General features: G+C 71.1%; 16 protein-coding genes. 9 read left to right on the forward strand and 7 right to left on the reverse strand.

Annotated features, from left to right (window positions below; translation table 11 throughout):
• Window positions 1-84 precede the first annotated feature (84 nt).
• On the reverse strand, window positions 85-474 hold the full coding sequence (locus AC0OO9_RS01455; protein ID WP_484514935.1) for a hypothetical protein: 390 nt from the start codon (window positions 472-474) through the stop codon (window positions 85-87).
• A 252-nt stretch (window positions 475-726) separates the two neighbouring features.
• On the opposite strand from AC0OO9_RS01455, the gene AC0OO9_RS01460 reads away from it, so the two are divergent.
• A complete protein-coding gene (locus tag AC0OO9_RS01460) occupies window positions 727-2,214 on the forward strand; it encodes a hypothetical protein (protein ID WP_484514937.1) in 1,488 nt (495 codons plus the stop codon).
• A 58-nt stretch (window positions 2,215-2,272) separates the two neighbouring features.
• On the opposite strand, the gene AC0OO9_RS01465 is transcribed toward AC0OO9_RS01460, so the two are convergent.
• Complete coding sequence (locus AC0OO9_RS01465) at window positions 2,273-2,860, reverse strand: hypothetical protein (protein ID WP_484514939.1); 588 nt, start codon at window positions 2,858-2,860, stop codon at window positions 2,273-2,275.
• 47 nt (window positions 2,861-2,907) lie between these two features.
• Entirely contained in the window at window positions 2,908-3,147 is a 240-nt protein-coding gene (locus AC0OO9_RS01470; protein WP_327031231.1) for a winged helix-turn-helix domain-containing protein, read from the reverse strand.
• 322 nt (window positions 3,148-3,469) lie between these two features.
• Between AC0OO9_RS01470 and AC0OO9_RS01475 the strand changes: the two genes are divergently transcribed.
• The 6 genes from AC0OO9_RS01475 to AC0OO9_RS01500 all read left to right on the forward strand — a co-directional run bounded on the left by AC0OO9_RS01475 (window position 3,470) and on the right by AC0OO9_RS01500 (window position 7,993).
• Window positions 3,470-3,763 (forward strand): DivIVA domain-containing protein, encoded by a 294-nt coding sequence (locus tag AC0OO9_RS01475; RefSeq protein WP_484514941.1) that lies wholly within the window; start codon window positions 3,470-3,472, stop codon window positions 3,761-3,763.
• Window positions 3,760-4,023: a hypothetical protein gene (locus AC0OO9_RS01480; protein WP_484514942.1), complete on the forward strand. Its 264-nt coding sequence runs from the start codon at window positions 3,760-3,762 to the stop codon at window positions 4,021-4,023. Before AC0OO9_RS01475 ends, AC0OO9_RS01480 begins: the two co-directional genes overlap by 4 nt.
• An 800-nt stretch (window positions 4,024-4,823) precedes the next feature.
• Window positions 4,824-5,252, forward strand: a complete 429-nt coding sequence (locus tag AC0OO9_RS01485) for a hypothetical protein (RefSeq protein ID WP_484514943.1) — start codon at window positions 4,824-4,826, stop codon at window positions 5,250-5,252.
• 7 nt (window positions 5,253-5,259) lie between these two features.
• Window positions 5,260-6,432, forward strand: coding sequence for a hypothetical protein (locus tag AC0OO9_RS01490; protein ID WP_484514945.1), 1,173 nt, complete (start codon window positions 5,260-5,262; stop codon window positions 6,430-6,432).
• Complete coding sequence (locus AC0OO9_RS01495) at window positions 6,432-7,034, forward strand: hypothetical protein (protein ID WP_484514946.1); 603 nt, start codon at window positions 6,432-6,434, stop codon at window positions 7,032-7,034. The genes AC0OO9_RS01490 and AC0OO9_RS01495 overlap by 1 nt, the downstream gene beginning before the upstream one ends.
• The gene (locus AC0OO9_RS01500; protein ID WP_484514948.1) at window positions 7,031-7,993 is read left to right on the forward strand and encodes a hypothetical protein; all 963 of its coding nucleotides are present in this window, start codon (window positions 7,031-7,033) and stop codon (window positions 7,991-7,993) included. Before AC0OO9_RS01495 ends, AC0OO9_RS01500 begins: the two co-directional genes overlap by 4 nt.
• Here AC0OO9_RS01500 and AC0OO9_RS01505 read toward each other — a convergent pair.
• On the reverse strand, window positions 7,943-8,719 hold the full coding sequence (locus AC0OO9_RS01505) for a hypothetical protein (RefSeq protein ID WP_484514950.1): 777 nt from the start codon (window positions 8,717-8,719) through the stop codon (window positions 7,943-7,945). The two genes, AC0OO9_RS01500 and AC0OO9_RS01505, sit on opposite strands and share 51 nt — an antisense overlap.
• A gap of 23 nt (window positions 8,720-8,742) precedes the next feature.
• Window positions 8,743-9,186, reverse strand: coding sequence for a hypothetical protein (locus AC0OO9_RS01510; protein WP_484514951.1), 444 nt, complete (start codon window positions 9,184-9,186; stop codon window positions 8,743-8,745).
• Between the two features lie 698 nt (window positions 9,187-9,884).
• Here AC0OO9_RS01510 and AC0OO9_RS01515 point away from each other — a divergent pair.
• Together AC0OO9_RS01515 and AC0OO9_RS01520 are read left to right on the forward strand one after the other, a co-directional pair.
• Window positions 9,885-10,346 carry a hypothetical protein gene (locus tag AC0OO9_RS01515; RefSeq protein WP_484518114.1) on the forward strand — a complete coding sequence of 154 codons (462 nt, stop codon included), beginning with the start codon at window positions 9,885-9,887 and terminating at the stop codon, window positions 10,344-10,346.
• Between the two features lie 43 nt (window positions 10,347-10,389).
• Complete coding sequence (locus AC0OO9_RS01520; RefSeq protein ID WP_484514953.1) at window positions 10,390-10,932, forward strand: hypothetical protein; 543 nt, start codon at window positions 10,390-10,392, stop codon at window positions 10,930-10,932.
• Window positions 10,933-11,149: 217 nt separating this feature from the next.
• On the opposite strand, the gene AC0OO9_RS01525 is transcribed toward AC0OO9_RS01520, so the two are convergent.
• Together AC0OO9_RS01525 and AC0OO9_RS01530 are read right to left on the reverse strand one after the other, a co-directional pair.
• Complete coding sequence (locus tag AC0OO9_RS01525) at window positions 11,150-12,775, reverse strand: ABC transporter permease (protein ID WP_484514955.1); 1,626 nt, start codon at window positions 12,773-12,775, stop codon at window positions 11,150-11,152.
• Entirely contained in the window at window positions 12,772-13,743 is a 972-nt protein-coding gene (locus tag AC0OO9_RS01530; RefSeq protein WP_484514957.1) for an ABC transporter ATP-binding protein, read from the reverse strand. Before AC0OO9_RS01530 ends, AC0OO9_RS01525 begins: the two co-directional genes overlap by 4 nt.
• Window positions 13,744-13,816: the final 73 nt, after the last annotated feature.

The raw sequence follows: 13,816 nt of genomic DNA on the forward strand, positions 1-13,816 counted from the left end.
GGACCCCGGCCCCATCGCGGAGGAGCTGCCACGGCTGCGGCGAGCGGACGCGCCCGACCTGCGGCTCGTCGCCGCTCCCCCAGGTCAGGTGCGCTGGCAGGTCAGGTACTTCCAACCCGCGTTGGCGTACGGGTAGCAGGTGAACGAGTTGCTGGTGCCGCTGACGTAGCCGCTCTTGTTGTTGGTGGCCCAGTTCTGGGAGGTGCCGCCGCACCCGACGTGCACCTGGTACCGGCCTCCGTTGGGCAGGCTGTAGCTGTAGTTCGCCGTCCAGGACACGACGGGCGTCGACCAGGACGCCCAACCAGAGCCACCGCTCTCCGCCTTGATGAAGACGCCGGTGACGGAGTCGTTGCCGACGCACGTGACCTGACCGCTGACGGTGGTGGCCGCTGCGGCCGGGGACGACCCCACCGCAGTCCCGCCAGCGGCGAGAAGGACCGCCGAGACGACCGTAAGGATTCTGCTCCTCATGGCTGACACCTCCTACTTGGTGGACTGACGTCAGCCTCCACGAGGTTGTCGGCTTGCGGTCGGTTCATTGCCCACAGTGACTGGCCGTGCAATAAATGGGGCGTGCAGACCCCAGGCGTGTCAGCGGGTCACCGGGGCAGGCCCCGCCGCACTCCTCGCCCGACGGTCGCAAGGCCGGGCTGGTCCCCACAGCAGGACCGGGTCGCCTGGCTGCTCCGGATCAACCGACTGTATGGAGAGGACGAACGCTGGGTGCGCGGAGCCACCTTCGCGGGTGCGTTCCAGGGCGGCTGCTGGCCGGAGCGTACGAGCGAGTACCGGATCTCCCGCTGGGAGACCGCCGCCGTCCGGGTTCCCCGGCTGGCGATCCGCCGCTACGAACAACTGCTCGCACTGCCGACGAGATCCCTGGTCCCCCTGGTGGACACCGTACTGCGCTACTGCGCGCCCACCCCGGGCCAGGGCACTCTGGCAGGACCTCGTCCCGACGTGCTCGACGACGCGTGTCTGCCCCGGCTTGAGCAACTGATGGAGCTCGCCCGATCGGACGACACGGTGACCGGCGCGGACTGGGACGAGTTGACGGGCTACCTGGCCGCCTCCCCTCGGCACCTGATCACTCCCCGCTCGGCCTGGAGCGATCTGGCACAGCGTCTGCTCGTGGAGATGACGGTGTCCGACGGCGTGGCGTGGATGCAGCGTCACGAGGCCTTCAACCGGCTGCTCACCCATCCTGTGGGCCAGCCCTCGGCGATAGCCGCCTGTGCCAGCATGGCCGCCGACCGCACTTCCCAGGTCTTCATCGAGGTCGTGAGCGTGCTCGACATCAGCTCCCACCCGGACGCCAGTCGGCACGTACTCCACCAGCTGACGGACCCCGTCAACGCGAGGGCCCAGTACGGTGCGCTGTTGGCGTCGGTACGGAAGATCCGCTACGGGCATTTCGACGAGCCACAGCTTCGACGTCTCGCACCTGTCGTGCACGACATGCTCGGGAACGAGAGCGGATATCTGGATGCCCGACAGCTCGCCACGGAACTGCTGCGCCGCCTACCCACCGACCGGGCAGCGAAGCCCCGGTCGCCGGTGGCGCCGGCTCCGGCGCCAAGCCTCCGGCCCGACAGCCTCCTCGTGGACCGGCTCGTCAACGCCACGCTGGCACGCATGCCCCGGGAACTGCCGACGTTCCACGACCGGCTGCTGCCAGCCTTCATCGGCGAGATGCTCCACAGTCCCGTACTCGACGAACGCCTGTACGCGGCGATCCTCCTGTCCGGCACGCCGTACCGCACACCGATCGCCACCGCACTCTGCACGGAGATCACCGGAGGAGGCACCCTGAGGAATCGGGACGTCGGCCTGGCCTCTGCCATGATCGAGGGTCTGCGAATACTTGGTGGACCGGAGCAGCGTCCGGTCATCGAAAGGCTCACCACAGCTGACGGCCTGTCGCCCACCGTCACCCTCGCGGCAACCAGAGCCATCGGGCATATCGCCGGAAGCAGCAGCGACCACTACTGGCGCACCGCCATCCAGCACCACTCACGGCTCTGGTACCGGCGGCGCGCGGACGCATCGCTGGCGGCGCTGCACGGCCTGGTCTACGGGCTGGGGCAGGCCCGCCACACCGCGTTGCTCCGATCGCTGCGTGACGACACGCGTGCCCCGCTGCCCGTGCGCTCTGCGGCGTCGTGGTGGCTCGGCCTGCCCCGCGCCATCTACAACGGAGCGCTCCGGTAGCCCGTCGAGACCTGCGCGCGACGGGGTCTCCGGGTCGCGCTCGGCGCCCGATTGGGGCCTACGCAGACGTCTCCGGGCTCTGCCGTGACGCCCTGCTCACCCGGTTCTCGTCCAGCCTCGCTTCGAGCACCCCGGCCTGGGCGACCGAGCCGCCACGGACGCTGAGGCCGCCACGGGCGACCCGGTAGAAGGTGTCCCGCGCCTCGTTGGCCCGGTGCAGCAGCTCGTCGAGGTCGTTGTCGTTCCCCCGAGTGAGCCCGCGGGCCACCCGCTCGATCTCCCACACGGCGTTCCGCCACTCACGGGCCGCCGACACGGTCGAGGCGTCTCCGAGCAGCAGGACGCTCTCCCAGGCCAACGTGTGCCGGACGTCCGCGTCGGCCAGACGGGTGAGGCCTTCCTCCCGGTCCATCCGGTGCCCGCGCGAGTGGGGTCGCTCATCCACGAGCATGCGCCCGGCGACGGCGTGGATCTCCTTGATCACCCGCGCGAACTCGACGTACGCGTCGAGTCGGCGGTCATCCCAGCGAACGGATTGGTTCCGCTTCCACCGGCTGCGATCGGCGAGCGAGGTGGCGACGATCGTGCCGATGGTACCGACCAGCACGCCGATGAGGGCGGGCAACTGCGTGACGATGCTTCCCATGGCTGGAGCCTGCCAGTCAGCGGCAAGCGGACTCGTCGGCCCGCTACCTACGGCTCCCGCATCCAGAGCTTCGGGTCGTTCACGAAGACACCTTTGCCCTGGTGTCGCCAGATCACTCGCAGCGCTTCGAGCCGCACGTAGACCTGCTTGACGGTGGACGGGCTGACCTTGTACGTCGCAGCAAGCTGCGTGATTGAAGGCAGCTTGTCCCCCGGCTTGAGCTTCTTCGCTCTGATATCGGCGACGAGCGCGTCGGCGATCCGGATGTAGTCGGCGATGATCGGCATGGCTCCCCCTGCGTGGCACGCCAATTCGATCACGCAACGACACCTCACAACAACTCATCGTTTGACTCAGATGACTGGGACAGCTAAGTTGAGGGACGCGCCTCTCCCCTTGCGTGGCAACAAGGAGCAGAGGCACCCCCAGGTCGGGGCCAGGTGTCCGTGCCCGTTCCGGCCCCGTCCGGCTGCTCTGCTGTCGTACCGCCGAATCGGGCTGCGGCGGCCGAGCGGGCGGGTCGTCCGCGGCCCCCTCGCGGACGACCCGCCCTTCCAGACCCCACCGCGCGGAGCCTGCGCGCTCCCGCCTGCCCTGGAGAGGATCATCGTGGCTCAGGTGTATCGAGGTGCTCAGCCCCATCCCGCCGGCTACCCGGGCCGGTTGACGCCGCACGAGGTGCGGACCCGCGAGTTCGCCGCGCGTCGACGCGGCGTCGACCAGGCGGAGGTACGCGAGTTCCAGACCCGGGTGGCCGACGAGCTGGCCATGCTCAACGAGACGGTACGGCTGCTCACTCAGGAGAACGACCGGATCAGGCGGGCGCTGCGCGACTGGCAGACCATGCACGCGCGGGAGTGCCGGCCGCCGGAGGAGCACCACCGCAACTCCGGTCACTGGTGACCGCGCGTCCCTCCCCCGGCGACCTGCTCGTCGTCGACGGCCGGGCCTCGGTGCAGTTCGCCGGGGACCGCGCCCTGACCTTCCGCGTCGTCTCAGTTTCCGACCAACCGAAGTACGCCGGCTGGATCTGGCTGACCGGCTACGTCCTGAACCGGCGCGGCGAGGCGACCGACAAGCGCGAGATATACGTCCAACTCGACGGCCTCCGCCCCATCGCCGGCCCGGTTCTGATCGTCGGCACGACCGTTCCGTGCAGGTAGGGAACGCTGGTCAGCCGCCCCCGGTGGTAGGTCAACCGCAGGCGGAGGGGTGGGTTGAAGAAGGCGACGAGCGTGTCGACGCCGGCGATTCTCCCCCGCTCAAGGTGCGGTGCGATCTGACGACGGCCCATGATCGCGGTGAGCGACATTTGGTCTCCGCCGATCAGCCAGGATTCGATGTGAGAATCCCATAAAGCCGCGACGTGCTGCCGCGCGAAGGTCGTAAGACAGAAATTAGCGGCGCGTGACTGGTCAGACCAGCACGCAACGCGAAGAATCAACCTCGTGACCGACCCATTGCGCCAATTGGCTCAGCGGCCCGGCCCGACCCCCTGGCGCAGTGCGACACCACGGGTGGCGAATCTCTACGGCGTACCTTCTCGACAGTCGCCGCCTGCTCGAGACACTCAAGGCCAGGGGTGTGAAGATCGGGATCGCGACGAGCATCCGCAGAGGCGACCTCGAGGTGGCCCAGGTTTTCCCACTTCGGGGGCGGACGCCCCGATACGCCTCACGCCAGAGCAGACCGCGCTGTTGTCGCTGTTCACGTAGGCCTTTCCGTCCGCTGCCACCGCTCTTCGACCGGAGCGGACTGTCGTGATGCCGACAGCGCGGGGCGCACAGCGATCAGCTTCGACACACCCCGCTGCACAAGCAATCGACGGTTTCCCATTGGAAACGACGGCTTCCAGAGGTACTGGACCTATATCGGGAAGGCGGCGCCTGTCCTTGACAGACATATTCTCGTTGGCATACTAGGCGTTTCCCGGTGTGCGCCATTAAGACAGATGCGGTGATCCATGGACGACCTGTCGGCATCAGGCCTGGCCGCCGCAGCGAGCGCCGCTCTGATCCAGGCCATGGCCTCGGACGTGTGGCTCAATGTGAAGGAACACGCGGCACGCATTCTCGGCCGCGACGGGACGGAGTCGGTGGCCCGCGCGGACCGGGTCCTGGAAGATTCGCGCGAACGGATGTTGGCCGCATCACCAGACCGCAGGGACACGGCGTCCGCCCTGGAGGCGGCCCGGTGGGAGGGCCGCTTGCAAGCCCGGCTGGAGGAGGATCCGGGCTTCGCCGTCGCGGTACGGGACCTGGTCGCCGCAGTTCGGGCGGCCGGCGAAGGCGTCGACCTGTCGACCGCCGTGCAGCAGAATGTGACCGCCGGCCGGGATTCGTACACCGCAGGCCGCGATCTCACAGTGGGCCGCCCCGACCGGGCGCCATGAGTGACGCGTGACCGCGCCCCAGCAGGATGTCAGCGCACGGCGCGACGGCTATGTCGCAGGCCGGGACCTGCATCTGCACGTGACAGGGCAGCAGCTCAGCTTCTATCCGGAGGAACGCTTTGCCGCGCCGCTGACCTATGATCGCGAACGGCCGATCTTCCTGCAGTACCTGAATCCGGAGATCCGGTCGTGTTACGGCCGCCCACCGACGGCCCGTTTCACCGAGGCGGATCTGTCCCAGGCGCTGCACGCGACGCGGCTGGCCGTGCTCGCCACCGACGAGGAACTGATCCTTCCCGCGTCGTACCTGTTCGAGGTGCCGAGCCTGTCGGTCTTCCTCACCCGGATCAGGCCACTCGTGGTTCGGGGCGTGGTCCACTACTCCTCGCACATCGCCGACCTCGACTCCTATGTAGAGCACAAGGCCGTCGAATACCGCCGCGACGCCCGCAATCCCTACGAGCTGACCCCGCACCGCAGTCTCACCGACGGCCTCGTCTGGCGGCCCCGCTACGCGCAGAACACCGCCACCGACATCGGCCAGAGCTGGGGCACCGCCCTACAGCCGGACGGCGAGCTGGCCACGACGCTCGCCAGCATCGCCGGTCGCTGGCCCCCGATGGCCGGTGACGTCGAGACACACCTGCACGAGGTGCCCGATCGACTCGACGGGCAGGCCTTCATCAGCCGGTTCGTCCGGGCCACAGTGCCGGTGACACTGGGAGCCGAGGAACGGGCCAGGATCGACATGTTCCTGTCCCGCGAATACCTCGCCAGCTACCTGTGCGACCTCGACGCCGCCATCGTCGCCGACTTCGACTTCGGCGACTTCTCCTGCGGCATCCGCCAGCTGCGGATGTCGCTCGCGGACCGCGTGCTGTCCGCCCGCTCGTTCGACCTCGGCCTGCGATGGCTCGGCATCCACGACTTCGTCCACCGCAGCGCCCGCTGGCCCGATCTGCTCTCCCTGCGCTCGACTCCCGAATTCGGCACAGTCGCCACCGCCACACAGCATCCGGTGCTCCGCGCCCAGCTCCGCGAGGCGGTGATCCGGGGGCGGAAGCGCATCAGGTTCCAGAACGCGGCAACCATCCAGGAGGCGTTGACCGTGGTGGCCGTCGTCGCCAACAGGCTCGATGTCACGTTGAACCACACAGATCCCGACCGAAGGGCACGATGATGCTGATCTCCGTCTACTGTTCCGGATCGATCGTCAAAGGCGCTGGTGACCAGCAGCGCCCCTGCTGGACGGATGTGGAGCGGGAGGAGGTCGCGGGCGGGGCGGCTCCCTGCGGCGTCGTCTTCCTCAATCCGGACGACCCGATTCCGGACGCGGGCAACACGTTGGGCCAGTTCGGCCGGGACATGTACCAGGTGATGGTGGCGACGGCGGTCGTCGTCGACGCGCGGGTACGCCGCGGCATCGGCATCGGCGTCGAGATGGCGGCAGCGGTCACGCTGGGAACGCCCGTGATCGTGGTTGCTCCCCGCAATTCGCAGTACCGCAGTGACGTCCTGGAATATCGCGGGGTGCGGGTGACCGACTACGTGCATCCGCACGTGGCGGCGCTCGCCACCAAGGTGGTCGACGACTTCGCCGCCGCCGGTCGCGCCCTCGTGGCGCTGGCCGACCGACCCAGGGCGGCCCAACCGCGCCCTGCCTGGCTGTCCGCCGCACTGGACGAGTACGAGAACAACGTGCTCGACATCGACGCACCGATGCTCGACGCGCTCCGAAGGATCAGGGCCGGCGCCGCGCGAGTGCCCAGCACGACGGCATGATCGCCGACACGGGGTCCAGTACCGTCGAGCCGATCGGCGCCAGGACGGGGGTGACGGGACTTCACCTGGTGCACAACCGCCACCTGGAAACGCTGTTGTTCAACCGCAACCTGACGGACCTGCCGTTCCGGCGCGCGTGCCTCGCCAGCAGCCGCGAGTTCCTCAGGCACATCCGGGACGAACTCGACGGCGCCGATCTCGCCGAGCTGATCATCCTGAGTAAGGGCCTGGTCTACCAGCTCGCGGAGGCGGTCGCCGCCGAGGCCGGCCGGAACCTGCCAGCGAACCTGGTCTCCACAAGCAGGGTGGCCGTCGCCTCCGACGACGCCACGGTCGAGGTGTCCTACGCGCGGTTCGACGCCGGCGGCTCGACGCTGCTGATCGGCGACACCGTCGCCTCCGGCGCGACGATCGTGGCGGCGCTGCGGGAGTACCGGCGATTCCACCCGGTCCGCCGCCTGTACGTGCTGTCGTACGCCGGTGCCCTGCACGGTGCGGCCCGCGTTGCCGACTACTGCGCCGGCAGCGGGATCGAGTGCACCATGCTCTTCGGCCTGGCCGCGTTCGGGCTCGCCGAGAACGGATTCGACCTGTCTTTCCTGCACCCCGCGACGATCACCAGGGACGCCTACCGCGAGCGGGCCCGACGGCAGTTCGCCGGCAGGCCCGTCTCGGCCGTCGGGTGGGACTTCGGCTCGCAGGCCATGGCGCCGGGAAAGTACCGCCAGCTCTGCTGGGTCGAGGCCGGCCTGTGGGACCTGCGCGGCTCACCGGCTCTCGCCGTCGCCCGCGAGCCGGAGAACATGGAGGCCCTCGCGCACGAGGCACCCGCGTACGCGGGCACGACGTTCCAGGCTCCGGGCAACGACGCGGTCCGAGCCGCCGAAGCCATGGCGGACGCTCATGCGTCACGCGGTGACTGCGCTGCGGTGAGCGTTGACGACCCGGGCGTCCGGTAGGGCGATCCAATCGTTGTCACCCACCCGCACGACCCCGCCATCCAGTTTGGGCAGCAGAGCGGGATCCTCCATCGGGCAGAGCAGCCACACGTCGTCCGCCCCGCCCCGCGCCGCGTCGGCCAGCTCGTGGAGCCGGTCCACCGCCCGGTAACGCGCCAGCACCGCCGCGTCGTGCAGCAGCACCGGCCCCTCGCCGGCCCGCAACTCCGCGCGCAACTCGGGCACGGCGAGCTGCCACGCCTGTTCGACGTACTCGCCCAGCTTGATCGCCGGCCGGGAGCCGGGCTCCGCGATGTCGGCTCTCAGCACCGTCTCCCAGGTCGGCTTCGGACGGGCGTCGACCAGGGCGTGCAGGTGGTCCAGGAAGCGGGCCGCCACGTTGACCGGCCGGGCGTCGAAACACCGGATGAGTTCCTCGCGGGCCGGGGCGTACCGGTTGAGGCGTGCCGTCAGGGCCCGGAACCCACCGGCGGTCCTGGCGCCCGTCAGCCGCTCCTCGGCGCGCATCGCCGCCGCCAGCTCCGGCGACTCGGCCGTCCACCGGCTCGGCGCGGCCGTCGCCGACGGGCGACGCTGCATGATCGACATGGAGGACGAGGCGTTGCGGGGCGGCGGTGGCACGTACCGGTCGCTGTCCCAGCGCAGCTCGAAACCGGCCTCGGCGAGCAGTCGGTCCAGCCTCGGATGCGGCGGCAACGGCTCCAGCTCCGGGAATGGCGCGGCCACCCGGTCGGCGACCTGCGTGGGGGTCAGCCCGCGTCGCTGTCGGGCCCGGTCGCCGGGGGCACCACACCGGCCTGGGCCAGCCGCAGCGCCCGCACCGGGTCGAGGTCGCGAGGATAGAGCTCCAGCCGCGCGGTCGCGGCGGCCCGCTCCGAGGCCACCGCCGCGAGCAGCACCCGTCGCCGCTCGTCGATCGCGTCGGCCGCCCCGCCGGGCGCGGTCACGGTCGCGAGGGTACGCAGCACCGTCGCCGGGCTCGGCAGCACCTCGCTGGCGGCGAGCCGGTCGGCTGCCTTGCCGAGTGCGTCGGCGTAATCGAGCAGGGCCGGCGCGGCCGGGGTGTCCGGGGCGTCGTCCTCGCCCGCCTCCAGGGCCACCAGCAGCCGCTCGCCGTGCCGGCGCAGCAGCAGGCGCCGCTCGTCGGCGAGGGCGTCGACCTCCACGGCGGCCCGCACCGCCGCGAGCGCCACCGCCCGGCGCAGCCTCCTGCATGCCAGAGATCCTAGGGGCAGGTGACCCGCCCCCTGGACCCCCGCCAGTTGATCTACAGTCGTGGCGCACGACGCCGGACAGCAGTTGGGGGAGGCACGCCAAGTGGGTGTGGAGGTGGCTCGCTTCCATATGGAAACCGGACCGGCTCCACTGTTCGCCCGCGTTCACCAGGTGTTGGTCGGGATGCGGCGGCTGCGGTTGCACGGGGCACACCTCGCGGGGGTGGTGATCGGCTTCGGCGACACGGTGAGGACGCTCTACCGCGCCTCGCGGGGCAAACGCGGACAGGGTGAGGACATCGTGACCAGCGGCCCGCTATGGGACCTGGTCCACGAGGTCAACGCGCAGTTGATCGCCCCTGGCGTCGAAGGTGCCCCCCTGACGGGACCGATCGTTACGCACCGCTTCCGGTCGCCTCAGCCGGGGGCCGCGCCTCCGGCATCTGCCGTGACGCTCTGCCTGCCCGGATCTCGTCCAGCCGGGCTTCGAGCATCATGGCCTGGGCGACCGAACCGCCGCTGACCCGAGGCCGCCACGGGCCGCGCGGCAGAAGAGAAGCAGAGGCTTGACCCTCTAGTCGGTCGAGCCCCGAGCATGTGCCGCGGAGACCCGACGGCCGGCTGCCCAGCCCCGACCCGCGAGGAGCACGGTGGACACGAACGACGCCGACGACGTCATGGCGCACATCGGCCGTGCCCTGGAACTGGGTGGAGCCGGCGACCGCGCCGCCGCCCGCGAGGCCCTCACCGCTCTCTGGGAGCAGGTCGGTGACGCCGGGGACGCGCTGCACCGCTGCACCATCGCGCACCACCTGGCCGACCTACAGGAATCCGTCGCGGACGAGGTGGCGTGGGACCGCCGTGCGCTGGCCGCCGTCGCCGACCTCGACGACGAGCGCGTCCAGCAGCACGACGCGTCGTTGCGGGTCCTCGCCCTCCTGCCGTCGCTGCACCTCAACCTCGCCGACGGGTACCGCCGCGCCGGCGACGTCGGGCGCGCCCGGCACCACGTGACGGTGGCGGCACCGCTGGCCGCCGAGTTGCCGGACGACGGGTACGGCACGATGATCCGCGAGGCGATCGCACGGGTGGGCGCGCTGCTCGACGCCGGGTCCAGGGAACCTCTCGCCGCACCGTGACACCCGCCGGCAGCTCCTATCACCGCGTATGGGGGTACTGACAATGAACCGCCTTGTTCGACCGCTGGTCGCAGGCGCCGCCATGGTCGCGGTGGCTTCTGGCGGGTGGTTGGCCTATGACTCGCTGCGCCCGGGTGAAACGCACTCGGTGCACTCGTCCTACGCGTTCGACGTGAAGGATGAGACGAAGGTGGCCGGTTTCGCCGACTACGTCGTCGTCGCGACGGTGGACCGTGTCGTCGAGGTGCAGGAGCGCGACGGCACGCCCTACACCGTCTTCGAGGTGACCGTGGACAAGTCCCTCAAGGGCGAGCCGGTCAAGACGCTGCGGGTGGTCCAGCTTGGTGGAACCCTCGGCAAGGACACCTGGCAGGTGGAAGGCGAGCCGCTGCTGCGGCCCGGCACGACCTACGTGCTGGCGGCGAAGACGGAGCAGGGGCGCGAGACACATCAACTGGTGGGCGGGGCGGACTTCCCGGTCGTCGACCGGGCCGCGGCCCGTGCTGGGGGGTCGGGCCCGGTGGCCGAGTGGCAGGACAGCGTCGCCCGCCAGCGGTGGCCCGAGGAACTACCGAAGAAGTCCTGACCGCCGTACTTCGACCGGGCACCCCTGGCCTGCCGCTCCCAGACCCTAACGACGAACAGCGGCGTCGGGACAATTCGTCCCGACGTCGCCGCGTCTCATCACCGCACAGAGCCGGGCCCTTCAGACCCCGCACCGGAGCCTGCGCCCCTCAGGTGGTGCCGAAGGAAGCTCGCCAAGTGGTGCCCGCTGAAGCGGCCGAAACACGTCGGCGGCCCCGTCAGCTCGGCACGTCGCGGCGGCGGAAGCCGGCCGTCCCGGCCGCCAGCAGGACCACCGCCACCCCCGTCAGCACGACCAGCGGCAGCGCCGCCGGGTCGACCGCGGGGGCCGACGGCACGTGGGTGTACGGCGACAGGTTCAGCGCCGCCTGCGGCAGGTCGAGCACCGCGCCGAGCTGCCCGAGCAGCAGGAACACGATCAGTGCCGCCCAGGACAGCGCCACCGACCAGCGGGGCAGCAGGCCGAACAGCGCCGTCACCACCCCGGCGACCACCAGCAGGGCCGGCAGTCGTACCAGCGCCGCTCCGCCCAGCCCGACGGCCCGGCCGAGGGGGTCGCCGGCGACCAGACCGTAGCCGAGGCCGGTGGTGAGCCCGCCCAGCAGCACCAGGGCGAGCGCGCCGAGCGTCGCCGCGACCACCTGGGTGGTCAGCCAGCGGGTACGGCTGACCGCCGTGGCGAGCACCGCCTCCAGCAGCCCGTCGGCCTCGTCGTTGCGCGTGCGTAGCAGCGCCTGCACGACGTACGCCCCGATGGTCAGCGCGAACAGCCCCAGCATCGCCGCCAGGTACGCGTCGATGAGTTTCGCGCCGCCGCCCATCGCACTGATGGCCTCGGCGGCGGCCGGGTTCTCCTCGATCATGGCGTTGAACTCGTCGCCGGCGATGCCCATCGAGAACCCGAGCACCGCCACCCCGACCGCCCAGCCGAGCAGCGCGCCGCGCTGCAACCGCCAGGCCAGTCCGGCGGGGCTGAGCAGCCCGGGTGCGGCGGTGGTCGGCCCGCGCCGGGGCGCGACGAGCCCGGCGCCGATGTCCCGCCGCTCGGCGAGGGCGTAGGCCGCCGCCACCCCGGCGACCAGCAGCGCGACGGGCAGCGCCAACGTCCACCAGCGTTCGCCGCCGAAGGCGCGGACCTGGTTGCCCCAGCCGAGCGGCGAGAGCCAGGACGGCCAGGCGCTGACCACCCGCAGCCCGCCGTCGGTCTGCTCGCCCAGCACGTCACCGGCGGCGCGGAGCAGGAAGGAGATCCCGACGGCGGCGGCGGCGAGCGCGTTGGCGCCCCGGGACGTGACGGACAGTTGGGCGGCGACGGCGGCGACGCCGGTGAACGCCAGGCCGACGCCGCCGATGGCGGCGGCCGCGGCGACCGACCCGGCGAGCGGCAGTCCGGCGCCGGCCAGCGCGGCGGCGAGCAGGGCGGTGGCGGCCACGTTCGCGGCGACGACCACCAGCAGCGCGGCGGTGAGCAGCGCGTACCGGCCGACGACGGAGGCGCCCAGCAGTTCCGCCCGGCCGGTCTCCTCGTTCTGCCGGGTGTGCCGGATGACCGCGAAGGTGCTCAGCAGCGCGGCGAGCAGGGCCAGCGTCACGTACGTCTCGGCGGTCACCACCGCGCCGAGGTCGGTGCCGGCGATCGGCCCGTTGAACGCGCGGGCGACCAGGCTGGACGCCGACGTGCTGGCGTAGCCGACCCGGGACGCCTCGTCCGGGTAGAACTCCTTGACGCTGCCGGCGAGGGCGTAGCCGAGCAGGGGCGTGCCGAGCACCCAGATCGCCAGCCGCAGCCGGTCGCGGCGCAGCACGAGGCGGGCGAGCCGCCCGGTGCCGGTGAACGCGCTCACCGGGCACCCGCCGGCCGGTCGGCGTCGGGGCGGTCACCGTCGATCGGGCCCGCCGCCGGGGCGGAGGCGCCGGCGGGGACGGCGGCGCGCTCGTCGCCGTAGTGGCGCAGGAACAGCTCCTCCAGGGTGGGCGGGGCGCTGGTCAGCGCGCGTACGCCGAAGCGCACCAGGTGCCCGAGCAGCTCGTCGAGGTGGACGGGCTCGACCTCCAGGTGGGTGCGACCGTCGACCTCGCGCACGTCGTGCACGCCGGGCAGGTTCGCCAGGCCGGTCGCCGGCCGCGCGGTCTCGACCGTCACGGCAGTACGGGTGAGGTGACGCAGCTCGGTGAGGGTGCCGGACTCGACGGTGCGGCCCTCGCGGATGATGCTGACCCGGTCGCAGAGCGCCTCGACCTCGGCCAGCACGTGGCTGGAGAGCAGCACGGTGGCGCCGTCGCGCTTGAGTTGGCGGACCTCGTCCTGGAACACGGCCTCCATGAGCGGGTCGAGCCCGGAGGTCGGCTCGTCGAGCACGTAGAGTTCGACGGCCGAGGCGAAGGCGGCGACGATGGCGACCTTCTGCCGGTTGCCCTTGGAGTAGGTGCGGCACTTGCGCGTCGGATCGAGGTCGAAGCGCTCCAGCAGCTCGTCGCGGCGGCGCCGGTCGAGGCCGCCGCGCAGCTGGCCGAAGAGGTCGATCGCCTCGCCGCCGGAGAGGTTCGGCCACAGGTTCACGTCACCGGGCACGTACGCGAGCCGCCGGTGCAGGGCGACCGCGTCGCGCCACGGGTCGGCGTCGAAGACCCGCACGTCGCCCGCGTCGCGGCGCAGCAGGCCGAGCAGGACGCGGATGGTGGTGGACTTGCCGGAGCCGTTGGGCCCGAGGAAGCCGTGCACCTCCCCCGCCGCGACCGTCAGGTCGAGCCCGTCGAGCGCGCGGACGCTGCCGAACGTCTTGACCAGGTTGCCGATGGAGATGACGGGCATGGGCCCTCCTGTCGCTGGCGGTGCCGACGAGCACACTGTACTGACCGACGGTCAGTCGAATCAACAGGGCTGC

It is taken from the genome of Micromonospora sp. USAFONa4 (assembly GCF_057197825.1).